Annotated in this window: 23 protein-coding genes and 1 pseudogene; all 24 read right to left on the bottom strand. The window is 43.9% G+C overall.

Going from position 1 to position 23,852, the window contains the following annotated elements:
• Nucleotides 1-9 precede the first annotated feature (9 nt).
• On the bottom strand, nt 10-891 hold the full coding sequence (locus B3L97_RS02370) for a tyrosine-type recombinase/integrase (RefSeq protein WP_286847623.1): 882 nt from the start codon (nt 889-891) through the stop codon (nt 10-12).
• A 65-nt stretch (nt 892-956) separates the two neighbouring features.
• Nucleotides 957-1,502: an NUDIX hydrolase gene (locus B3L97_RS02365; RefSeq protein ID WP_024822197.1), complete on the bottom strand. Its 546-nt coding sequence runs from the start codon at nt 1,500-1,502 to the stop codon at nt 957-959.
• A complete protein-coding gene (locus tag B3L97_RS02360) occupies nt 1,503-2,063 on the bottom strand; it encodes a 2-oxoacid:acceptor oxidoreductase family protein (RefSeq protein ID WP_024822196.1) in 561 nt (186 codons plus the stop codon).
• A 12-nt stretch (nt 2,064-2,075) separates the two neighbouring features.
• Nucleotides 2,076-2,822 (bottom strand): thiamine pyrophosphate-dependent enzyme, encoded by a 747-nt coding sequence (locus B3L97_RS02355; protein ID WP_024822195.1) that lies wholly within the window; start codon nt 2,820-2,822, stop codon nt 2,076-2,078.
• Between the two features lie 13 nt (nt 2,823-2,835).
• Nucleotides 2,836-3,900: a 3-methyl-2-oxobutanoate dehydrogenase subunit VorB gene (vorB, locus tag B3L97_RS02350; RefSeq protein WP_024822194.1), complete on the bottom strand. Its 1,065-nt coding sequence runs from the start codon at nt 3,898-3,900 to the stop codon at nt 2,836-2,838.
• Between the two features lie 24 nt (nt 3,901-3,924).
• The gene (locus B3L97_RS02345; RefSeq protein ID WP_024822193.1) at nt 3,925-4,143 is read right to left on the bottom strand and encodes a 4Fe-4S dicluster domain-containing protein; all 219 of its coding nucleotides are present in this window, start codon (nt 4,141-4,143) and stop codon (nt 3,925-3,927) included.
• 41 nt (nt 4,144-4,184) lie between these two features.
• Complete coding sequence (locus tag B3L97_RS02340) at nt 4,185-4,961, bottom strand: ATP synthase (protein WP_024822192.1); 777 nt, start codon at nt 4,959-4,961, stop codon at nt 4,185-4,187.
• Nucleotides 4,954-5,889 carry a methionyl-tRNA formyltransferase gene (fmt, locus tag B3L97_RS02335; RefSeq protein ID WP_286933654.1) on the bottom strand — a complete coding sequence of 312 codons (936 nt, stop codon included), beginning with the start codon at nt 5,887-5,889 and terminating at the stop codon, nt 4,954-4,956. The genes B3L97_RS02340 and fmt overlap by 8 nt, the downstream gene beginning before the upstream one ends.
• Nucleotides 5,886-6,386, bottom strand: a complete 501-nt coding sequence (gene def, locus B3L97_RS02330) for a peptide deformylase (protein WP_024822190.1) — start codon at nt 6,384-6,386, stop codon at nt 5,886-5,888. The genes fmt and def overlap by 4 nt, the downstream gene beginning before the upstream one ends.
• A gap of 74 nt (nt 6,387-6,460) precedes the next feature.
• A complete protein-coding gene (locus tag B3L97_RS02325) occupies nt 6,461-7,966 on the bottom strand; it encodes a 30S ribosomal protein S1 (protein ID WP_024822189.1) in 1,506 nt (501 codons plus the stop codon).
• Between the two features lie 22 nt (nt 7,967-7,988).
• A complete protein-coding gene (ispH, locus tag B3L97_RS02320) occupies nt 7,989-8,810 on the bottom strand; it encodes a 4-hydroxy-3-methylbut-2-enyl diphosphate reductase (protein WP_333593010.1) in 822 nt (273 codons plus the stop codon).
• A gap of 11 nt (nt 8,811-8,821) precedes the next feature.
• Nucleotides 8,822-9,778, bottom strand: a complete 957-nt coding sequence (gene miaA, locus B3L97_RS02315; protein ID WP_286933653.1) for a tRNA (adenosine(37)-N6)-dimethylallyltransferase MiaA — start codon at nt 9,776-9,778, stop codon at nt 8,822-8,824.
• The gene (gene mutL / locus B3L97_RS02310; protein ID WP_286933652.1) at nt 9,778-11,544 is read right to left on the bottom strand and encodes a DNA mismatch repair endonuclease MutL; all 1,767 of its coding nucleotides are present in this window, start codon (nt 11,542-11,544) and stop codon (nt 9,778-9,780) included. Before mutL ends, miaA begins: the two co-directional genes overlap by 1 nt.
• Nucleotides 11,531-14,107, bottom strand: a complete 2,577-nt coding sequence (gene mutS, locus B3L97_RS02305) for a DNA mismatch repair protein MutS (protein ID WP_333593008.1) — start codon at nt 14,105-14,107, stop codon at nt 11,531-11,533. Before mutS ends, mutL begins: the two co-directional genes overlap by 14 nt.
• Nucleotides 14,108-14,110: 3 nt before the next feature.
• Nucleotides 14,111-14,527, bottom strand: a complete 417-nt coding sequence (ruvX, locus tag B3L97_RS02300; protein WP_024822184.1) for a Holliday junction resolvase RuvX — start codon at nt 14,525-14,527, stop codon at nt 14,111-14,113.
• Between the two features lie 2 nt (nt 14,528-14,529).
• Nucleotides 14,530-17,178 carry an alanine--tRNA ligase gene (alaS, locus tag B3L97_RS02295; RefSeq protein ID WP_286847626.1) on the bottom strand — a complete coding sequence of 883 codons (2,649 nt, stop codon included), beginning with the start codon at nt 17,176-17,178 and terminating at the stop codon, nt 14,530-14,532.
• A gap of 21 nt (nt 17,179-17,199) precedes the next feature.
• Nucleotides 17,200-18,483: an amidohydrolase gene (locus B3L97_RS02290; RefSeq protein WP_286847627.1), complete on the bottom strand. Its 1,284-nt coding sequence runs from the start codon at nt 18,481-18,483 to the stop codon at nt 17,200-17,202.
• Nucleotides 18,484-18,486: 3 nt separating this feature from the next.
• On the bottom strand, nt 18,487-19,728 hold the full coding sequence (locus B3L97_RS02285; protein ID WP_024822181.1) for an adenosylhomocysteinase: 1,242 nt from the start codon (nt 19,726-19,728) through the stop codon (nt 18,487-18,489).
• A 32-nt stretch (nt 19,729-19,760) separates the two neighbouring features.
• On the bottom strand, nt 19,761-20,771 hold the full coding sequence (gene mtnA / locus B3L97_RS02280; protein WP_286933650.1) for an S-methyl-5-thioribose-1-phosphate isomerase: 1,011 nt from the start codon (nt 20,769-20,771) through the stop codon (nt 19,761-19,763).
• Nucleotides 20,772-20,783: 12 nt separating this feature from the next.
• On the bottom strand, nt 20,784-21,995 hold the full coding sequence (gene xseA / locus B3L97_RS02275; RefSeq protein WP_051461107.1) for an exodeoxyribonuclease VII large subunit: 1,212 nt from the start codon (nt 21,993-21,995) through the stop codon (nt 20,784-20,786).
• On the bottom strand, nt 21,961-22,437 hold the full coding sequence (nusB, locus tag B3L97_RS02270; RefSeq protein ID WP_024822178.1) for a transcription antitermination factor NusB: 477 nt from the start codon (nt 22,435-22,437) through the stop codon (nt 21,961-21,963). The genes xseA and nusB overlap by 35 nt, the downstream gene beginning before the upstream one ends.
• Nucleotides 22,438-22,440: 3 nt before the next feature.
• Nucleotides 22,441-22,929, bottom strand: coding sequence for a hypothetical protein (locus B3L97_RS02265; RefSeq protein WP_286933638.1), 489 nt, complete (start codon nt 22,927-22,929; stop codon nt 22,441-22,443).
• A 69-nt stretch (nt 22,930-22,998) separates the two neighbouring features.
• Nucleotides 22,999-23,544 (bottom strand): Asp23/Gls24 family envelope stress response protein, encoded by a 546-nt coding sequence (locus tag B3L97_RS02260; protein WP_286933636.1) that lies wholly within the window; start codon nt 23,542-23,544, stop codon nt 22,999-23,001.
• A gap of 21 nt (nt 23,545-23,565) precedes the next feature.
• A pseudogene (locus B3L97_RS02255) lies at nt 23,566-23,852 on the bottom strand (hypothetical protein); the annotation flags it as partial.

The raw sequence follows: 23,852 nt of genomic DNA, 5'->3' as shown, positions 1-23,852 counted from the left end.
TCCTAAAAATTAAGCTCTTGGATGAGCCTTATCATATATGTCTCTGAGTTCCAGGTCAAAATGAACATATTTTTCTGTTGTAGCAATAGAGGCATGCCCCAATATCTCCTGCAAGGTTCTCAAATCCATTCCTCTTCGTAGCAAATGGGTAGCAAAGGAATGCCTGAGGATATGGGGATAAAGACGACTGGAAGGAATACCTGCAGTTTTCCCTCTCTTTTTAATTATCCGCCATATATCCACTCGTTGAAGAGGTTTCCCGTTTACAGAGAGAAAAAGCTCTGGCGCAAAGATAGATTTATGGAATGCATCTACATATAGCTGCACTCTTCGGCTCACTTCTCCCAGAAAAGGGATCACTCTTTCTTTGTTCCCTTTGCCCAAGACACGAAGAGTTTTACTAGAAAAATCTAAGTCTTTTATTTGCAAAGAGCACAGTTCACTCGCCCTTAATCCACATCCATACGCAGTCTCCAAAAGTGCTCTGTCTCGTACTTCAAGAAATGTATCTCCTGCACAAGCATGAAGAATTCTTTCCACTTCTCCTTCGCTCAAGATGCGAGGCAAATTTTTCCCCTTAAAGGGAAGAGTGGGGAGTTCAATCTCTTCATCAATTAATTCTTCCATTTCCAAATATTTGAACCACGAACGAAGAGCTGCTATAGATCGCTGTTGTGTGGAACGTTTTTTACCCTCTAACGCTAGTTTCTTTTGATACCCTTCTAATGCGCTGAGAGTGGGTGGGAAGGGGGAAAGTCTTTTTTCCTCGCAGAAACTCACCCATACAGTAATGTCACGCTGATAAGCTAAGATTGTATTTTCGCTACAACCTCTTTCGAGGAACAAATAATCGAGAAAATCATTTAGTAATTGGACATAATTATTATTCATTGATATCACTCATATAAATATAACAAGTAGGGGCTGGATCTACCAGCCCCTACATTCTTAGGCCTCTATATTTCTCTCCGGCTATGTTTATAAAGAAGCCATGAGAGCCCGGCAAATGTTTTACAGTCCTTAATCTTTCCGCTACCTAAAAGTTCTGGCACGTCATTGAGAGGAACAGATTCGACTTCAATGCACTCGTCTTCATCTCCATCAAGAATAGATGGAACTAGTTTCCTAGCTACAAAAACAACGATCACTTCATCGCTAAAACCTGGAGATGTATAGAACTTGCCAACTTCTACAAGGTCATTAGGACGATATCCCACCTCTTCCTGCAATTCTCGTTCCGCAGTGTCTCGAAAGGTTTCACCTTCTTCAACAATACCTGCAGGAATTTCAAGGATATCCTCTCCAAGAGGATGACGATATTGCCGTACGAGAAGCACTTCATTCTTTTCCGTGAGAGGAATGATAGCTACTGCAGGCTCATGCTCCACTACCTCTCGGATTGTTTTCCGACCAGATTGAAGTTGAACATTGTCTATACGAAGGTCTATAATTTTCCCACGATAGATAAGATTTCGTGATAGAACTTTTTCGATAGCACCCATTTACTTTCCAAGGACCTTTCTGACTATTTCCCTTCCCTTTTCAAAGGCTTCGAGATTCATGGGAAGGAACTTAGGTTTTCTCTTCCCCAGTTTTTCTTTAATCGTCTCTATGCATACAAGAGGGTTAACTATAGAAGTAGCCTCTACGAGGGCACCTAGCGCTACAATATTCGCTACTTTATCGCTCCCGAGTTCTATTGCTACTGAATTTGCAGGAACTGGAATGACAGTGATATCTTTTCGAGGAGCAGCGTATGTAACAAGATCGCTATTATAAAGAAGGACACCGCCTTTTCTAACAAATTTTTCAAATTTTGTTAGAGAAGGCTGGTTCATAATAACGACAGCATCAGCTTCTGCTACCACAGGGGAGGCTATTTCCTCGCTGCTCAGCACCACGCCACAGTTCGCTGTCCCACCCCTCATTTCAGGCCCGTAGGAAGGGATCCATGTCACATGCATTCCTTCTTCTATCCCAGTATACGCAACAAGCTGGCCGAGAACCATAACCCCCTGCCCTCCAAAACCAGCGGCTATAAGACTTTTATCGATCTTTGTCATTCATCCCGCCCCCTACTCGTAATCTTTAAATAAACCGAGAGGATAGTATGGCATCATACTGTTAATAGTCCACTCAAAAGCTTCCACTGGGCGCATCCCCCAGTTTGTGGGGCAAGAAGAGAGAATTTCTACAAAAGAGAAGCCCTTGCCATCTAATTGGTACTGGAAGGCCTTTTTTATAGCCTGTTTAGCTTTAATAATGTATTTAGGCTGAGCTACTGTGACACGCTCTATATAGCCAGGTGCCGCCAATGCGTTTAGCAGCTCACAGACTCTAATGGGATATCCGTTTACCTTGGGATCTCTCCCCAATGGACACGTTGTAGCTTTCTGTCCAATAAGAGTTGTAGGTGCCATTTGTCCACCGGTCATGCCGTAGATGGCGTTATTTATGAATATCACTGTGATATTCTCAGACCGATTTGCAGCATGTACTATTTCAGCTGTACCGATAGAGGCTAAATCCCCATCTCCCTGATAGGTAAAAACTGTTTTATCGGGACGCACTCGTTTCAATCCTGTAGCGACTGCTGGTGCACGACCGTGGGCTGCCTCACAAAAATCAGTATCAAAGTAATCGTACATCATGGCAGCACAGCCTACTGGCGCTACTCCAATAACATCCTGCTGAATACCAAGTTCATCTATAACCTCACATATAAGACGGTGAGCTATTCCATGTCCGCAGCCAGGGCAATAGTGAGTATGAACCTCAGGCATCCATGTTTTGGGGCGTTCATACACTTTAACTTCTTTCATTACATATCCCTCCCTACTCCAGACCGAGTAATTTCCTGCACTGAGTCTCAATTTCCTTAACAGAGGGCGACATGCCACCTGTTCGACCATAGAAAGACACAGGTATTTTGCTCTCTGTTGCGACTTTGACATCATCTATCATCTGACCGCAGTTCATTTCTGTTACCAAAATGTGCTTGACAGATCCAGGCAGTTTTTTAAACTCTGCGTAGGGATATGGCCAAAGGGTAATAGGACGAATCAGTCCTACTTTATGCCCCTCTTGACGAAGATTATTAATAACAGAGCGAGAAATACGGGCAGTAGTTCCATAGGCAGCTATAACAAGTTCGGCGTCTTCTGTTAGGTAAGATTCACAACGAACTTCTCGTTCTTTGATGAGTGCATATTTTTTCTGAAGATTGATGTTGTGATCTTCCAGAGCCTCAGGAGAGAGATATAAACTCTTCAGGGCACTTTTTTGCCCTTTTCGCTCCTCCATATATCCGAGAGCCCATGTAGTATTGTCAGGAATATCCTTATCTGTATAAGGCTTTATTTCCACAGCTTCCATCATCTGCCCCATGAAGCCGTCGGCAAGCATCATAACAGGATTCCTGTATCTCTGTGATAGCTCAAAAGCTAATTGGGTCAAGTTTACTGCTTCCTGCAACGTGCTGGGAGCTAGAACGATCAAATTATAGTCTCCATTCCCCCCGCCCTTTGTGGCCTGAAGATAGTCTGCTTGAGAAGGAAGGATTCCGCCCAAGCCAGGCCCACCACGCATAACATTCACTATAACAGCCGGAATCTCACAACCAGCCATATATGTTAGCCCTTCAGACATAAGGGAGATACCAGGGCTAGAAGAGGTCGTCATCACTTTATGTCCCGTAGCACCGCCACCCATGATCATGTAAATAGCTGCTACTTCGCTCTCTGCCTGAACAAAAGTCCCGCCAACTTCCGGAAGATGAGCAGACATATATTCGGGAATCTCATTTTGCGGCGTGATGGGATATCCAAAGAAGAACTTACAGCCAGCCTGAATAGCGGCTTCCGCTATGGCTTCAGTTCCTTTCATTAGCACTCGTCCCATAAGTTTTCCACCTCCAGAAAAACGTTAGCCTTCAACGATCTTATAAACTTCGATCGCGGCATCAGGGCATGTAGTTGCACACATAGCGCATCCAATGCACCCTTCTTTGAACTGCTCCACCGGTCTGTGCCCTTTACTATTGATCTTCTCCGATATTCGGAGAACTTTGACGGGACAGGCAGCTACGCAAAGCCCACAGCTTTTGCAATACTCTTCAAGAACCTGAATTCGTCCCTTTGCCATTACGAGACACACCCCTTCCACTTTTTAATACGTTTGGTTTTCTACGAATGGGATTTATCCTCATTTAACTTTCTACTTGACCACATATAGCCATCCTCCCACGGGAGAAGCATATATCTGGAAAGAGGCCATATGGGAACAGAGATAGAAAGATCATCCAACTTTTTCTCCACTGCCGAAGCAAGGGTAGAATCCACACCTGCGTATAGAACGGGAAGTTCCAAAGCTTGACCAGCCTCAATTACCGTTTGAATACCCTCTACAGCATCTGCTACTGTCGTTTCCTTCATAAGGTGAGAATTACAAATGAGGGCATTAACTTCAAGGCCACAAATATTTTCCATTTTTTCCATCATTTTCTTTATGCGAAAAATTGTAGAGGTCTGAGGACGGAAAGAATTTACTACAAGAATTAAACGATAGCCTACTTTTTTTATGATAGGCTCGAATTGTTTTAGAGCTAAAGCACCTTCAGCATCTCCGCCTATATCCATAAGCAAACGGCTTGTTTCATCATGAAGGGCCCAATCAACTTTAGGAGTGACAAGAGACATATCTAACCATTTTCCCTGATCAGGGATAGTAATTACAGAAAGGCCTTTACTTTCGAGAGTTTCAGACACTTGGCGGATACAAAAATACGGATTAATGATGTCAATGTCGGCAATCGTGACTTTATCTCCAGCAGCCTGAAGTCCCACCGCTAAATTAAGTACCCACTCTGTTTTTCCAGAACCAAGGGCTCCTGTCACAGCTACCGCTTTTGGCCAATCGTAGCGCTCAACAAGACGTGCTAGAACCTCTTCGTGACTAGCCATCTAAATAGTCCCCTTTCTTGAGATGGATACCCCTACTCCACTCTGCTCCTGACTGGACACGTCGCCCTTCCGGTTGGACTTCAAGAAGAAGAACAGAACCCTCGTTCACCCCTATCTCTGGGAACTCATCATGGAAGCCAACCACTTCCCCAGGGGAACCAGAGAAAGTATCGCCTAAAGCTGTCTTCCATATTTTGAGCCGCCGCCCTTTAACAAGCACATATGCACCAGGCTGGGGATTTAAGGCTCGGACTAGGTTATGAAAATGTGCTGCTTTTTGATTCCAATCAAGATAAGTCTCTCTTTTCTCTATTTTCGGTGCATAGGAGGCTAATTTAGAATTTTGTTCTCTTACCTCACTATTCCCATCGATACATGATTTTACAACTACTTTCAGTAAATTGCCACCTTCTTTGGCTAAAATCTGGAAAAGCTCCCCAGATGTTATATGAGAATCGATAGGAATACGTTTTTGTCCCAAGATTGGACCGGCGTCCATTTCCTCGACAAGTCTAAAGACCGAAACCCCTGTTTCTTGACATCCATCCATAATTGCACGTTGAACTGGAGCGGCACCTCTATATTGAGGCAACAAGGAAGGATGAATATTTAAACAACCCCAACGAGGAACACTAAGGAAAGGATCAAGAACTTTCTGCCCAAAATCAACTACCACAATTATTTCTGGCATAGATGTGAGCAAAGCTTCCTTTAAGCCGTTATCTTGCGATAATTTTCCTGTTCTACAGACTGGAAATCCTAGTTCCTTGGCTACCTCTTCCACAAGAGATGGCCTTTCTTTCATTCCTCGTCCTCCCCGTGTTGGCTCACTTGTAATAATCTTATCGAAAGCCATACCATAGTCTGTAGTTAAATGACGAAGACAAAGAGCTGCGAAAGAACCGGCCCCAATAAACCAAGAGATCATCGTTGCCTTTCATCCCTTTCCAGTTGTCGCATTCTTTTACGAATAATATTTTTTTTAAGAGGGGAAAAGTGATCAATGAGAAGCTTTCCTTCTAGATGATCCATCTCATGAAGAAAAGCTCTCGCTAAAAATCCGTCCGCTTCTAACGTGCGCTTAATGCCCTTCTCGTCATGGGCTTCGACCACAACATTGCGTGGGCGCACCACATTTCCATATATGCCAGGGAAGCTGAGACATCCTTCTTCTCCTGCTTGTTCGCCCTCACTAGAAATAAGAACAGGGTTAATCAAAACATAGAGCGTACCCTCGTAAAAAACAACAGCTATTTTTTTGGGAAGCCCCACCTGTGGACCGGCTAGGCCGACCCCATCCTCTTCTAACATAATAGTTTTCATTTCGTTTATAAGTTCTACTAAATCTGGCCCATACTCTTCTACAGGTTCAGTCTCACGCCGAAGAATTGGGTCAGGGTATTTTCTAATTTGCAGCGTTCCCATAAATTTCGCCCCTCTTATTTATGTTTATGCATTCTTATGAAAAGGGGCTGCATGAAGAGCAGCCCCTGAACTTCTTATTTGTTGAGAATATCTTTAAGTACATCCCCTATCGTAATAGAGGGTTCTTCTTCATGGAAGGTTTGCTGTTTGTGTTTGTGCTCTTCTTCTTTCTGAGATTGTTTCTTCTTCCTTTCCTCTTCTCGCTGCTTGCGGATCTCTTCTTCGTAAAGAGCGCTGATGCTTAATCTCATTCGTCGCTCTGCGGGGTTAATTTCAATGACCCTAGCGAGAATTTCTTCTCCCTCAGATAAAACATCTTCAGGCTTGTCTACTCGTTTTGTGCTGAGTTGGGAGATATGAATAAGTCCCTCTACTCCCTCTTCAACCTCAACAAAAGCCCCGAAATCTGCAAGCCGTACAACTTTAACAGTAAGATCCTGTCCTTTAGAATAGCGGTCTTCTATTCCAGCCCAAGGGTCATGGAGCTGCTTGTATCCAAGGCTCATGCGTTTCTTCTCAGCATCAACCTCTAGGACTATAACTTCTACTTCCTGCCCTTTTTTCAGAACTTCTCTCGGATGCTTAATGCGAGCCCAACTCAGATCGCCAATATGAATGAGACCCTCTATGCCAGGCTCTACTTCTACGAAAACGCCGAAGTTCGTAACATTGGTTACAAGACCTTTAGCCCTATCTCCTGACTTCCAGTTCTCCTCAACAAGAGTCCAAGGGTCTGGCTGAGTTTGTTTGATACTGAGAGAAATGCGATTGTTTTCTTTATCTATGCCAATGACTTTGGCCTTCACTGTGTCTCCTTTTTTAGCTACTTCTTTGGGCTTTATATTCCGCTTCCAAGAAAGCTCACTAATATGTACGAGACCGTCGATAGGGCCAAGATTGACAAATACGCCGAAAGAAGTAATACTACTTACTTTCCCTTCCAGGATGTCCCCTTCTGCTACTGAAGCATAGAACTTCTCTCTTTCTTCTTCTACTTCTTTTTCCACAAGAAGACGTCTGGAAAGGACGAGTCTCCGTTTACGGCGATCTTTTTCCAGCAATTTCACATCAAAAACTTCACCAACAAAACGGCCGGGATTTACGCCTCGACCTTCTTCAGCAAGGTGAGAGATAGGAATAAAGCCCTCAAGGTTAAAGCAATTTACCATAAGGCCACCTTTAACCTTGCGGAGCCCTCTCACTGTAATGAGTTCATGGGAGGAAAGGTAGTTCTCCAATTCTGCCCATCTGCTGTCGAACTCACAGCGCCATCTACTTACTAGAAGCTGTGCATCTTCGCCGTGGCGAACGTTAATGACCTGCACCTGTACTTCATCATTTACAGAAGGCTCATCTTCTTCTTCCACCAAAATTTTATGTGACCATTCTCTTCTGGGAAGAAAACCTTCACATTTATATCCTACATCCACAAGCCACCCATCATCCGTGGCTCCCACAATAGTTCCGGTTACGACCTTACCTTTGTGGATTTCCTCAACTTCATAATTTTTAAGCATGGTCTCCATGCTCTCAAGATTTTCAGTTCCTTCAAACTCATTATTAATCATTTCTTCTACCATAACCTTCCATCCCCCTTGACTCCTACGTGATCGCCATAGTTTGTTTCAGTTGATGAATTAGCCAATCCGGAGTACTGGCTCCAGCAGCTATTCCTATTCGGGCCTTTCCCGATAACCACCCCCTATCCAACTCTTGGGCGTGCTCTATCCAGACGACGTCAACCCCCGTAGATTTGGCAATATCGTAAAGTTTACCAGTATTGGCACTATTTCTTCCACCAATTACAATAATACCTTCCACTACTTTTGCTAGTTCCCGTGTTGCATTCTGTCGAGCCCGCGTGGCATTACAAATCGTATTATATATTCGCATGTCTTTTGTATGAAGTGTTAACTCTGCCACTATAGAGGAAAAATCTTTTTCATCTTGTGTCGTTTGTGATATTACCCCTAATTTAGAAATTTTACCAATATCTTTTGCCTGGTTTATATTTCGAACAACAATCGCATGCCCTCCTACCGTTCCTAGCAAGGCCTTTACTTCCGGATGACTCGCATCTCCGACAATACAGACCAAATAGCCACTTTCTGCCAAATGTTTGGCGCGTTCCTGGGCTTTTTTTACAAAAGGGCATGTTCCGTCAATAACGCATGCACTCCGCTGTTTTAGAACCGAAAAAAGGGTAGGAGATATACCGTGAGCTCTAACGAAAACTTGAGACGAGGGTGGAACTAACTCAGGAGAATCAACAACGACAAGCCCCTTTCGGACTAAACGGTCTACTTCTTGGGGATTATGTATGGGCATACCAATACAGTATACTAAGCCTCTTTTTGTTAGAATGTCTTCCAATGCTTCTATAGCCCTTCGTACACCAAAACAAAACCCCGTCGGGTTTGCTATAATAACACGACTCAGATTTCGTTGCCCCTTTCAAGATGCCTTAAGTAAGCATCATAAACCTCGCTTGATAGAGATTCTATGTTTCTATCTGAGATATCATACCACAGAGTTGGGGAAAACTTCTTGAACCATGTCATCTGCCTTCTGGAAAATTTTTTAGTGGCGCTAATGTCTCCCTCTATTGCCTCTTCCTTCGTAATGGAACCTCTAAGATATTCAACAATTTCTTTATAACCAAAACCTTGCATAGATGGGAAACGTTCATCAAAACCATGAGCAAGCAGCCATTCTACCTCTTCGACAAATCCAGTAGAAAATTGTTCACGAACACGTTTTTCTATTGTCTGAAACAATAAAGGCCTAGGCCTATTCAATCCGATATAGAGGGGGCAAAATTGAGCGCCTCGTTCCTTCCCCTGAGAGTACCACCATGTAGCAGTTTTTCCTGTAAGAGTATAAATTTCAAGAGCTCTGCTTACCCTACGCACATCATTTTCATGAAGCTGTGACGCTCTGACCGGGTCTACATCGGCTAACTTAGCATGGAGAGCGCTATTGCCTTGCTGCTGCGCAAACATCTCAAGCTCATCAGTCACGTCTCTATCACGAGGAAGATCCTGCGTTAACACTCCCTCGAAAAGTGCCTGATAATAGAAAGGGGTCCCCCCTACAAATAAAGGCACGTGCCCTCTTGTTGCGATACGTTTTATGCAAGACATGCTTCTTTCAACAAAATCAGCTGCCGAAAAAATTTCGTCAGGATCTACCACATTTAAAAGATGATGTAAGATGTGACGTTGAATTTCAGGAGATACCTTGTCAGTTCCAACATCCATATAACGATAAACTTGCCTTGAGTCTACAGAGATAATTTCAGCATTAAGCCTCTCCGCCAAATAGAGACTCAGTTGAGTTTTTCCTACTGCAGTAGGGCCTATAATAGCAATAAGCTGATGGGGGATATTCATTATTTTTCCCTCCCAAAATATTGTTCGATCTGTAGTTCTTCTAGCGTTAAAGTAGTAGGGCGACCATGAGGACACACAGCTGGATTTGAACATAAATGAAGAGATGCCCAAAGATGAAGTGCTTCTTGGGGCGAGCATCGGGTTGTAATTTTAACTGCTTTTTTACAGGCTGCCGTAGCCCATTTCCTCCAAAGAACGTCATCAATCGATCGAGATCCTGTCTCTTGCCACATCAATATAGCTGTTCTCAAAAGAAATAAAGGGCCGCTTCCTCCTTCTATTTGGAGATCGGGAGCTGATGAAAGTAAAAGCTGTCCATTCTCCGTCTCAAAAGAAAAACCTGCTTCTCTCAATTTATCTAAATACTCTGTTGCATCTGTAGCAAGAGAGGGAGGGATAGGGAGAGAAGGTGCCAATTTTTGAGAAACAACTCCATGCTCTGCTATCTGGCGTACTATTTCCTCATATTTCACTCGTTCATGAGCTGCATGGGGGTCCATAAGAGTTAAAGCCCCGTTATGCTCAAAAAGAAGATATCCTGATGCCATTTGAGATATAAATCGAACCTGCGATCTGGAAGAAAAATCGTCAAGAAATTTTCTTTCTGTTTCCACATCGTCACTACTTAAAGAAGAAATAGAGGAATCGCTTCCTGTTTTTATTTTTAGAACGTCACCTGGAGAAGAAACTCGTGTAAAAAAATTATCAGGCGCTAACATACAGGGAGTGTAAGAGTGCGGCAAAGGAACGTCTCTTTTATTGTCTTCCCCTAGCATGGCTGGATAATCAGGGAACACAAAAAGTTTTGTAGCTCTGCTTTGCAAATCCTGACCAGCGGCCTTTACCACCTCAAAAATCTCGGAAGGATACCGGAACCGTATCTCTGCTTTGGCAGGGTGAATATTCACATCCACTAAATCGGCTGGCAGAGAAAAAAAGAGCATCCAGTTCCCTGATAAGTCCTTGCAGGCTACTGAAGCTGCCCCTTTGATAAGGGGGTCAGAAACACTTCTTCCGTTGACAAAGGTAGTAATGGAATTACGCTGCCGACCTGGAGTTGATTGCCACCAACACTCCAGAGAAACAGAACCACATTGCACTACAGTAGACCGTATCTCGGGAGCTAGCCCCCAAAGAGATTGTAAAACTTTAATACGCTCGCCATTTCCCAGAGATTCAAATGTTTTATTTCCTTTATGGTAAAGTGAAAAGGAAACGCTAGGATACGCGACAGCATAATCTCGCACCACCGTGGAGATTCTCTTAAGTTCCGCCAAACTGCTCCGCAGAAACTTCTTACGGGCAGGAAAGTTAAAGAAAAGGTTCTCGACTTGAACCCGCGTCCCTTCTTTCCATGGGAGCTGATCCAAGCATGTAATAGTACCCCCTTCTGCCTGAAGAAACCCACCAATTTCAGCGCCCCTTGCCTTGCTTCGAATATCTATACAACTGACGGAAGCAATACTTGCCAAAGCTTCACCTCTGTATCCTAAGGTACCTATATGAGAGAGATCCTCAAGGGAGGAAATTTTACTTGTCGCATATCGAGTAAGGAGCAAAGGCATGTCTTCCCAGGTAATTCCTACCCCATCGTCTTCTACTACGATAGATGTTTTTCCACCTTCCATAAGAGTTATAAGAATGCGGGAGGCCTCAGCATCCAAAGAGTTTTCTATAGCTTCTTTTACAACAGATACTGGGCGCTCTACAACCTCTCCCGCAGCTATTTTGAGAGCTATCTCTTTTGAGAGTTTACAAATCCCCATTTTTTCGAAGCTCCTCTCGACAGCGATCTGTAATCTTATATAAGAGCTCTAAAGCTCTGAAAGGCGTCGTTTTATCTGGATTAATCGTAGCTAGTTCTTCAATTATAGCCTGACTGGTTACAGGAAAAAGGCTTATCTGATGACTCGGTTCATTCACCAGAGGAAGAGGCTTCATCTCTTCCGTCTTTTCAAAAGTTTCGAGGAGATGGAAAGCCCTCTTTAAAACTGTAGAAGGGATACCTGCCAAGCGAGCCACTTCTATCCCATAGGAACGATCAGCTGGTCCCTCAACTATTTTATGGAGGAAAGTAATCCCTTCCCCTCCTTCATGAACTGCCATACTATAGTTTTTCAACCCAGATAGTTTTTTCTCCAAATCCACTAACTCATGATAATGTGTAGCAAAAAAAACTTTTGGGCGTGCATTACAATCATTGTGAAGATATTCAAGAACAGCCCATGCAATACTCATTCCATCGTAAGTAGATGTACCTCGCCCAACCTCATCAAGCACCACTAAGCTTCTATCTGTTACGTTATGGAGAATATTAGCTGTCTCGATCATTTCCACCATAAAAGTACTGTTTCCGCGAGCCAACTCATCTCGAGCTCCGATCCGAGTAAAAACTCGGTCTACAACTCCCACTTTTGCAGAGGATGCAGGGATAAAAGATCCCATTTGAGCCATAATAACAAGAAGAGCTGCCATACGAAGATATGTGGATTTCCCCGCCATGTTAGGCCCTGTAATAAGAGCGATCCGAATGCCCTCTCCATCAAGGTCTACATCATTAGGCACAAAAGGCTGATCCAAAAAAGTAGCTTCTATAACGGGGTGACGCCCTCCTGCTATATGTATCTCAAGGCTTTCGTCAAGATCTGGACGAATATAATTTCGCTCCCAAGCAACCTGAGCCAACGATGCTAAAACGTCGAGTTGCGCTATCATGGCGGCGGCATCTTGTATTTCCATGATATGAGTTAAAGTCTTTTTCACGAGTTCCTTGTAAAGGACACCCTCTATATCTACTATTTTCTGCTCGGAAACCACCATTTTTTCCTCAAATTCTTTGAGTTCTGTAGTTATAAAACGCTCAGCAGAAACAAGAGTTTGTTTGCGTATATAGTTTTCAGGGACTTTGTCTGCGTTACTTCGAGTTACTTCCAGATAATAACCAAAAACCTTGTTGCTTCCTACTTTTAGTTTCGGAATGCCTGTCTTTTCTCTTTCTCTCTCCACATATTTCCCTAACCATTCATCGGCGTGATCTTTCAGATCCCGCCAAGAATCAAGCTCCTCATTATATCCGTAACGAATGACACCACCGCTTTGAAGGCTTCGTGGCAACTCGTCGTTAAGAGAGGAGGACAAAAGAGTCCTGAGGGTTAATAACTGTTCATTCTTTTCAACATATGACGAAAGAAATCCGCTCATACACAGCTCAAGTATTTCTGGTAAAAGCTGAAGTGTGTCTCGGATAGCTCCAAGATCTCGAGGCCCTCCCGTTCCAAGACTTAATCGAGAGGATGCTCGCTCTATATCTCGGCACAAACTTAGTGTCTTCTGAAGATTAATACGCAATGTGGCATTTTGTAAAAGTTCCTCTACCCCTTCTTGCCGCTTATGAATCTCTGCTACATCAAGTAATGGGCGAAGAATCCACTGTCTCAACAAACGGCGCCCCATAGGGTTTTTACATTTGTTGAGCACCGAGTATAAAGTAGGGCCATCACTGTCCACCAACTCCAAGTTACGTTGAGATGTGGTGTCTAGATAAAGATATGCTTGCTCTCTTAAAGGGAAAAGACGCGTAATATGATGAATAGCTCCGAATTGGGTCTCTTCCAAGTAACGCAACACAGCAGCAGCGCAACCACATTCTGAAGAGCCATCATCAACCCCAAAGGCACTCAGAGAAGGAACATTCAACATTTGACATAACCATCGAGTAGAACTTTCTGGTACGAAATGTTCACGAGAACGCTTCAGTAAAAAGAATTCCTGAAGCTCTGGTGGGAGGGCATCCTTCTGTGTCGTATCTTCTATAAGCACTTCTCCTGGATTAAAGGCGGTAAGGACAGAAAGAGCCTCTTCTGTAGCGAGGGTCCCCATTTCAAGACGCCCTGTATCTACTAAAAGCATGGCCAGAGCCACTCTGTCATCATTTATGATGGAAAGAGCTGCGAGTCGTCCTTCCTCTCCCGCATCTTCTGGAACATATGTTCCGGGAGTAACGATGCGAATCACTTCGCGCTCGACAAGGGTTTTCCCATCTGGCTCGCTCATCTGTTCGCAAATGGCCACCTTATATCCAGCTTTAATAAGCCGTCCCAAATAATTATGCACTGCATGGTAGGGAACTCCTGCCATAGGAATGCTCTTTTCAGGGTCTCGACTGGTCAATGTAATATCCAGAACCTCTGAGGCTATATGAGCATCATCAAAAAACATCTCATAAAAATCTCCCATTCGGAAAAAAAGGAGGCAATCTGGATATTTTCCTTTCCATTTCACATATTGGGAAAGCATCGGTGTCATTTTTACGTTAGGAGGAAGTTTCAAATATTACACACCTCTCCTGTAATCAAGATAATTCTGAAGAATAAGTACCGCTGCCAGTTGATCTACTTTTTCCCGTCTTTTACTGCGGGAGACATCTCCTTCCAACAAGGCCTGCTGAGCTAGTGTGGTTGTGAAACGCTCATCCCAAAGCTGAATTGAAATATTAGCATATCTATCAGCAATTTCTTTGGCTATGCATTGAATCTTTTCTGCCTCTGGGCCGCAACGTCCATTGGTACGCAATGGCAAACCTATTAAAATAACAGTTGGGTTAAAGTGAGCTACGTGTCGATCGAGATCTTCCAGCCATTCTTTTTTTGCTGGAATATAACCGATCCCCTGAGCAAACATTCCCAGGGGATCGGATACAGCAACACCTATCCTTTTGGTTCCAATATCAAGAGCCAAAATGCGCTCCATTATCAAGCTTCCAACTGTTTCTTCACTAGAGATTTAACAGCATCAATAGCTTCGGCAATTTTTTCCGGGTTTTTCCCACCTGCTTGAGCCATAGAGGGTTTCCCACCGCCACCGCCACCAAGAATTCCAGCAGCTTCTCGTACAATCTTCCCAGAGTGTATGCCTCCAGCCACAGCTTCATTATCAGCCATAGCTATAAGCTGTATACTGCCCTCTCCTGTTTTTGTAAAGAGAACAATAACAACTTTCTTCGTTTTAGCTTTAATACGATCCCCTAACTCCCGTAGCATATCTATGGGAACATTCTTAAAACTCCCTGTAGAAAGAGTGGTCCCGTCAGGATATTTCTCGGAACGAACAGATGTATCCATAGTTGCAGCCAAATTGTTCAATTGAAGTTCTTCTATCTTCCGTGTAAGGTTTCGAATGTCATTTTGCATCCCATCTATCCGCTCCACCAATAAGGAAGAATCTGTAAGGGCCAACATATTTGAAAGGCTATCCAAGACTTTAAAATTCTGTTGATATTTCTTCAGCGCTTCCATCCCTGTTATGGCTGTAATGCGTCGAGTCCCAGCTCCAATGCCTTCCTCTCGAACAATTTTGAACAACCCAATATCACCAGTAGCATCTACATGGAGGCCACCACACAGTTCCATCGAAAAATCTGGGATACGTACAACCCGTACAACATCTCCATATTTTTCATCAAAAAGAGCCTTCGCACCCATAGTTCTCGCTTCTTCTAAACTGCTTTCCAGGAACTCAAGGGGGATATTATCGAGAATTCGCTCATTTACAATTTCTTCTACCTCATCTATTTGTTCCCTTGACAACTGTTCGAAATGAGTAAAGTCGAAACGCAAAAAATGTTCGTTGACTAAGGAGCCTGCCTGACGAACATGATTTCCTAATACCCTTGAAAGAGCCTCGTGTAGGAGATGGGTGGCCGTGTGATTTCTGCGAATTGCATCTCTGCGCTCTTTATTGACTGACGCTTTAACTATATCTCCTTTTGATAAAGCCCCTTCAAGAACAGACACAGAGTGAACAATGAGATTAGCGGTCTGGACAGTCGTATCAAGAACATGAGCTTTCATTCCAGGAGCAATCAAAAAACCCTGATCTCCTATTTGTCCTCCTCGTTCTGCATAAAAGGGAGTGGCTTTCAAAACAACTTCGCCACGTTCTCCAGCAGAAAGAGTATGTATCTGTTGCCCGTCTTTAATTAAGGCCTGAACCTCTGTCTCCTGTTCAGATAGAGTGTATCCTTCAAAAGCTGTAAGCCCTATATCCGCTGCTATGAGAGAATAAACATCTCCCTTCATTTCACTGCTTATTTGCTTGCTAGAGGCACGTGCACGTTCTCTCTGCTTCTCCATCTCTTCCTGGAAACCCTTCTCATCAATATCAACATCGTTCTCTGCACAGATTTCCTTTGTCAATTCGAGAGGGAAACCATACGTATCATACAGTTCAAAGGCCACCGCACCAGAAAGCTCGTGCCCTCTTTGGCCTTTCAAAGAAGAAATTTCCTGATCTATCAACTCAGTACCTTGCTGTAAAGTTTTCCCGAAACGTTTTTCTTCCATAGCTACAATTTGTTCAATCATTGGACGGTTGTCCACAAGTTCTCTATACGGATCCGCCATGAGCTGAAGGACATCTGGCAGGAAATCAAGTAAAAAGGGACGATCCAAGCCGAGAAGTTTCCCGTAACGAGCTGCTCTGCGTATCAAGCGGCGCAAAACATATCCACGCCCCTCGTTAGAGGGCAATATTCCATCAGCGATCATAAATGCAACGGAACGTACATGATCCGCTATGACTCTCACTGCAAGATCATCAGAACGAGAAGCCCCATATGTAACGCCGGTCATGGAACAGGCATGATCAATTAAAGGTTTAAATAAATCTGTTTCAAAGTCAGTTCTCACTCTTTGAACGACAGACGTGAGTCGCTCTAAGCCCATCCCTGTGTCTATGTTTTTCTTAGGTAGTGGTTTGAGGCTTCCGTCTTCCTGAAGATCAAACTGGGTGAAGACAAGATTCCATATCTCCAAATATCTATCGCAGCTGCATCCCACAGCACAAGTAGGTTTTCCGCAAGAGAAGTCCGGCCCCTGATCGTAAATAATCTCAGAACAAGGACCACACGGCCCAACATTGCCCATAAACCAGAAATTTTCATCTTTATCGAAGCGATAGATTCTCTCGTTTGGAAGTCCGACCTCATTCCTCCAGACAGAGTAAGCTTCCTCATCATCTTTGTAGATGGTAGCGTAAAGACGCTCAGGTTCAAGGCCTATAACATCAGTGAGGAATTCCCACGCCCACGTAATCGCTTCCCTCTTAAAATAATCTCCCCAACTAAAATTCCCCAACATTTCAAAGAACGTATGATGTCGTGCCGTACGTCCTACATTTTCTATATCATTTGTTCGAACACACTTCTGAGAAGTTACCGCTCGCGTAAAATCTGGCTGCTCAATCCCTAAATAGTAAGGCTTGAATGGGACCATACCAGCTATTGTAAAAAGCAATGTAGGATCATTCGGTATTAATGAAAAGCTAGGGCAATGTTTGCTCCCTTTCGATATCCAAAAGTCAATAAATAGAGAGCGTATTTCTTTCCCTGTTCTCCAGTGCATTTATTCTCCCCTTCTTTCACATTACTTACGAATCAAATTTTTACGGGCCTCTGCAGCCTGAGATAATATTTCTTCCCTGTCAACTGAGGGGAATTCTCCATTAAAATATATCCATCGCCCCTTCACCATGGTCGCCTCCACATCGGCTGAAGATCCCGCATAGACAATATATACGGGAAGATTCTCCTCGTCAAAGCCAAGGTAGTGAGGGGTATCGAGATCAATTAAAACAAGATCCGCATCCCAGCCTTCCCGAATCAATCCTGTTTTTTCAAACCCAAGGCTCTGAGCACCCCAAAGGGTTGCCATGTTTAAGAGTTCCTTGGCTCTGACTATGGTAGGATCTTTATGCACTCCTTTATGAATCAAAGCGGCATGGCGCATTTCTTCCCAAATATCAAGCCTATTGTTGCTGGCAGCCCCATCTGTCCCTAAAGAAACATGAAGCCCTGCATTGAGCATTTGGGGAAGAGGCATAATTCCGCTACCAAGCTTTAAATTGCTATTTGGATTATGACTGATAGTCACATTTGTGCCAATAAGAGACGAAATGTCTTCTACTGGGAACCACACGCCGTGAGCAAGTATCGTTCCAGGGGTTTCAAGCAAACCAACTTTCTCTAAATAATCAACAGGATGACAATGAAGCTCGTCTTCAAGATATGATAACTCCCACTCCGTTTCCAGGAAGTGTGTATGAACTCGAACGTTCCGTTCTATTGCCAAAGATGCAATAGTCTTCATGGCGGCCATAGGGACAGTGTAAGGAGAATGAGGGCCAAGTTGAACCGTTATAAGTCCGTTTTTCCCATGCCATTCATCGATAAGGATTAGATTCTCCTCAATTCGTTTCGGGTCATCACCAATAAGCCCTCTGGAAAGACCGCATTTCATCCCCATCATCTCTGCCGCCTGGGCTACTTGATCCATTTCAAAATACATATCGGCAAAACAAGTAACCCCACACGAGGCCATCTCCAAAAGGGCAATAGCTGTCCCCCAATAGATTCGCTCTGGAGTCAATTTGGCTTCAATAGGCCAAATCTGCTCTTTAAGCCATGTCATCAAAGGCGTTTCTTCCCCTAACCCTCGAAGAAGAGTCATTGCAGCATGAGTATGCCCATTCACAAAACCTGGGAGTAGTGCTTTTTTGCCATCACAATCTATAAGAGAAAAGTGTTCCTCTGCTATTCTTCCCGCTCCTTCTATTCGAGAGATATAGCCTTTTTCTACGAGTACATCACAGAGATAGGCATGAGACATTTGTCCGTCATAGGCGTAAACATTTTTAAAGAGACAGGCCATGTATTATTCCTCCCAGCTCTTCATATATTTTTCCTGTTCAGGAGTAAGGCTCTCCAACGAAATATTCATTGACGCAAGTTTAACTTCCATAACGCGACGATCAAGAGCCAGAGGTATTCCATAAACACCTGGCTTCATACTATTCGTAGCCAGGTACAGAGCAGCTTCCAACTGCAATGCGAAACTCAAATCCATAATTTCAATAGGATGACCGTCAGCACAGGCTAAATTTACAAGCCGTCCCTCGCCAAGAAGATGAACGTTCCGACCATCGTGGAAAGTAAAAGTCTCGATATTATCTCGTGTCGACTCTACAGAACAAGCTAGAGATAATAGATCTTCCTTACAGATTTCCACATCGAAGTGCCCGGCATTTGCTAAAATCACGCCACTCTTCATGAGCTCAAAATGTTCACGTCGAATCACACGAGTATTTCCTGTCAAAGTTAAGAAAATATCCCCCAAAGGAGCTGCCTGCTTCATATCCATTACTTGATGCCCATCCATGAGAGCTTCAAAGGCTCTGTGAGGATCTGTCTCCACAACAATCACAGTGGCTCCCATGCTGCGAGCTCGCATGGCCACACCTCGACCACACCATCCATACCCCGCAACTACCACTTTTTTCCCAGCAATAAGCATGTTCGTAGTTCGCATAAGGCCATCGAGCACCGATTGTCCAGTGCCGTAGCGATTATCGAAAAGGAATTTGCTATATGCGTCATTTACAGCAAGAAAAGGGATCTTTAAAAGGCCTTCCCTTTCCATGGCTTTAAGTCTTTTGACCCCTGTGGTAGTTTCCTCTGCTCCTCCTCGAACGCTTGATACAAGATGAGAAAATTCCGCGTGAAGGATAGCAGTTAGATCCGCACCATCATCGATAAGAATTTGAGGGCGAGACGTAAGAACATCTCTTAAATTTTCTGTATATTCTTTCTCCGTCATTCCATGATGGCTAAAAACATGGATCCCTTCAGAAACTAAGGCGGCACAAATATCGTCTTGAGTGGAAAGAGGATTACTTCCAGCAGTCCATACTTCAGCTCCAAGTTTTTTAAGGGTAAGGAGCAAACATGCCGTTTTGGCTTCAAGATGTAAGCACGCAGCAAGAGTCATCCCCTGAAAAGGCTGAGTAGAAGAAAATTCCTCCGATAAAGCATTGAGAACCGGCATAAAATGCCACGCCCACCGGATTTTTTTATAGCCACTCGGAGCCAATGATATGTTCGCAATGCGATCCTTCATAAGAATACTCCTCCTCGGATAAGAACTGATTGTTATAGCTTCGCCAAATTTTCAATAAAAGGCGGGAATACCACGCCTTTTTCAGTGATAATAGCGCAAATGAGCTGCGAAGGGGTTATATCGAAAGCGGGATTCCAAACAGGAAAAGAATCTGGAATAAGGGGACTCCCCAAAGAAGTTCGAACTTCAGTACCATCCCTCTCCTCTATACAAATATGAGAACCAGCCTTCGCAGAGTAATCAATGGTTGTTGTAGGAGCTGCAACATAAAAAGGGATTTGATGGTAATGGGCTAAAATAGCAAGACTATAGGTACCTATTTTGTTCGCTGCGTCTCCATTGGCAGCAATCCGGTCGGCCCCCACAATAACAGAAGTAATGGCGTTTTTTTGCATTAATGCCCCCGCCATATTATCGCAAATTACAGTAACATCGAAACCATCTTGAAGGAGCTCCCACGCTGTTAGCCTGGCTCCCTGAAAAACTGGCCGAGTTTCGTCTACAAAAACCTTGATCTCTTTCCCATGTTCCCGAGCAGCTCGCAGAACTCCAAGTGCAGTGCCATATCCAGCAGTTGCTAAAGCCCCAGCGTTACAATGGGTTAAAACTATAGATTTTTGAGGGAATAAGGTTTGCCCCAATTCGCCCATCTGTCGATTCGCCTTTAAATCCTCTTCTAAAATTTTATGGGCTTCTTCTAGAAGTCCTGTAAACAAAACCTTGCTACCTAACGTTGCCGCTCGTTTTTTCATTCTATGAAGTGCCCCAAAAAGGTTAACAGCCGTAGGCCTGGTGGAAGCAAGTCTTTTCAACGCCAAATCTACGCTTTTTTTCTCCCCATGTAGGGCAGACAGGGCCACTCCATATGCAGCTGTAACTCCTATAGCCGGCGCTCCACGAACAGCTAAAGTCTCTATGGCTTCGGCGACATCTAGATACGAACTACAAAAGAGAAAAGACACCTTCCATGGAAGCTGTCTTTGATCTAGAATTTTGAGCCTGTTTTTCTCTGCATCCCAAGAAACTGGTGAAGGCAACGCCATCTACCTCTCCTCCTATGAACTTTGCACTTCTTCGATTCGAACCAGTGCTCGCCCATCAATAAAAGAAAGAGCCAACTTGTCCTCAGGGTGTAAAAGTTTCACCGAACTGACCACTGTGCCATCTTCTCTCGTACAGCTAATAAAACCGCGCGAAAGGATAGAGAGAGGTGAAAGGGCATTAAGAGCCCCTATCGCTGCTATTAAGGCTTTCTTGTTTTCCTGAAAACGGGCGGAAACGAGTCGAAGCATGTCTTTCCGAATATCAAAGAGCTCTTTTTCATTCTTTCGAACTAATGTGTGCATAATTCCCGTGAGCGCATCTTGAGAAAGATTCAGGTTTCTTTGTGAATTTCTAACATCGTTTCTCACGGCACCAAGCAACGAAGAAGAAAGATATTCTACTCTACGGAGAAGGTCAATTTTATCAGGAAAAAGTCGTTCTGCAGCTGCAGATGGCGTAGAAGCAGCTACATCAGCGGCAAGATCCGACAATGTCATATCGATCTCATGCCCCACTCCTGTTACAACAGGGAAGGGACAGCTTCGAATGGCCCGCACAACCCTCTCGTCATCAAAAGGATTAAGATCCTCTCGACTCCCTCCACCGCGTACAAGCATCACTGCATCTATGGAATTAAGAGTGCGGACTCGGCTGAAAGCCGTACAAATGTCTACAGGAGCATCGTATCCTTGAACAAGGCAGGGTAAAATTATAATGTCACACTGAGGGAAACGATTATGTGATACTTTTAATACATCTCGGATAGCAGCCCCTGTAGCTGAAGTTATAACCGCTACTTTCTTTGGAATGTCAGGCAGTTTCCTCTTCAGCCGCAGGTCAAAGAGACCTTCCTTTTCTAAGCGTAAACGAAGCTCTTCTTTAGCTCGAGCAGCAGCTCCTACCCCAAGAGGTGTTAAACGACGCACATAAAGTTGATATGTTCCACGGGGCGGATACAAACCGATACGACCTTCAGCTAAGACTTCATCCCCTTTTTTAGGCCATGACGGGACACGAGCAGCATCAGATTTGAATAAAACACATGAAAGACGCCCTTCATCCCCAGTGAGAGTGAAGTATACATGGCCACTCGTATGTCTTGTAATCTCAGCTATTTCACCTACTACTACAAGATTTTGAAGAACTGCATCAGCATAAAAAAGGGCCTGTATGCGAGAAGTAAGTTCGTCAACTGTGAGAGTGGGGAGAGTCATCCCCGACATGATTTTCATCCTTTTCTGCTAGAGAAAGTGCTCGAACGATTCTTCCTAAGACTCCGTTTACAAATCGTCCAGATTCTTCTGTTCCAAAAGCTTTCGCCAATTCTACAGCTTCGGAGATAGCCACGGGGATAGGTATCATCTGCTTTATAATGCCCTCGAAAATGGCTAGACGAAGAGCAGCCCTATCAACAGCCACCATACGTTCAGGCCGCCAACCTACCACATGTTCTCTGATAAGAGTGTCGATTTCAAAACGAGAATCCCAGACTCCTTTTACTAAAACAGTTGCATAAGATACTACATCCGGTTCCTCATCGTCCCCGGGATAAAAATCAAGAATCTGATCTACTGAGTCACAATTACGAATATCAAGAGCATATAAAACCTGCAGAGCGATCTCTCGCGATCTGCGCCTTTTTTGGGGAAGGATGTTTCTACTCAACATTTACCTCCTGATGATCTCTCGAATATATTGTATAAAACCACGTATCGCTTTTTGACCATTATTAGAAAGGGCATATTGAGCCACTAAATAAGTAAGGATACCAACTGCGGCCGTCCAGAGGATGCCTCGAATACGCAAATGGACAAGAGCCGTTACTCCTGCGGCGCAAGCAGCCCAAAACCAAGGTTTCTGAAGTTGAACGGGAAGCTCTTTTCGAACAGCCTCTTTCTTTTCTTCTGTCCATGAAATATGGACACCTAACCCCATAGCAGAGAGAGCGTCTGAAAGCTTATCTTCCAGCATTTTAACTTCAAGAACATTATGGGGATGAGGCATGGATAATACAATATAAAGAGAACTTTCGCTTCTGGAAAGAGCCACTTCCTTGCACGTATAAGAAGGCATAAGCATTGCATTAATAAAAGCAGAAACCCCCTCCTTGGAAAAATTGATACTTCCAAGAGTTGTATTTTTCCAGTAAAGATACACGTCTCACCACCCCCAGGATACGACAGGCCGGCTTTTTAGCCGGCCTGTCGAACATATATGCTATCAAGCTTATTTCAAATCAGCTTCTTCGCCAGGCTCGGTTTTAACCTCATGACCTTCGACAGTATGTTCAAGATCAGGAGATATTTGCCCAGGCTGATTTTGTTGAGAGGTACGGTCGTCAAAAAAAACCCCCTGCACATTGATATTAACAGCTTTCACAAGGTATCCAGTATATTGCTCAAGATTGTTTTTAATAGACTCCTGTACATCCCACGCTACATCTGGAATGCGAAGACCATATTTCACCAAAACAAAAACGTCCACAGTAATTATTGGTGGCGTAACGTTTTCTTCTACCGACACCTTGACCCCATCTATGGATTTCCGCCCTACTAAACCAAGTTTTGAAACAAGGCCGGGGCTTGCCGGTTGCACACCTGGGATGATAGTTAAAGTCTTTTTTGCAAGTTCGGTAATAACTTCTTCCGAGATGTGAACATTCCCCTGAACAGTTCGTTCCTCTACCATTCCTTGTTCTTCCATTAGAATTTCTTCCTGTTCAGTATTCCTCTCCTGAGATTCAAAATCCAGGTCTTCACGAATGTTATCCATCCCGTAACCTCCTATCCGGTTTTATTCTTCTGCCGGTAAAGCAAAAGACTCCCCACAGTTTGGGCACTGAAGGGGCTCGTCTTCTTCATACATTTCTGGTTGGTAGTAAAAAACATGGCCACATTTAGGGCAAGACACCGATTCATACGTTTCATCGAAGTCGCTTTCTTCCTCTTCCTCGCCACCTTCAAAGTCTTCCCCTACAATCTCCGCAAAAGAGCGCTCTAGTTTATCAAGATCTTCATCGAGCAGGGCCCAATCATCAGCAAGCTCTTCATATAAATCCTGCTGCTCTTCAATAAGATCTC

It is taken from the genome of Aminobacterium sp. UBA4834, from assembly GCF_002400205.1.
In the GTDB taxonomy this organism is placed as follows: domain Bacteria; phylum Synergistota; class Synergistia; order Synergistales; family Aminobacteriaceae; genus Aminobacterium; species Aminobacterium mobile.
This window is presented reverse-complemented; position numbering and strand designations above follow the sequence as displayed.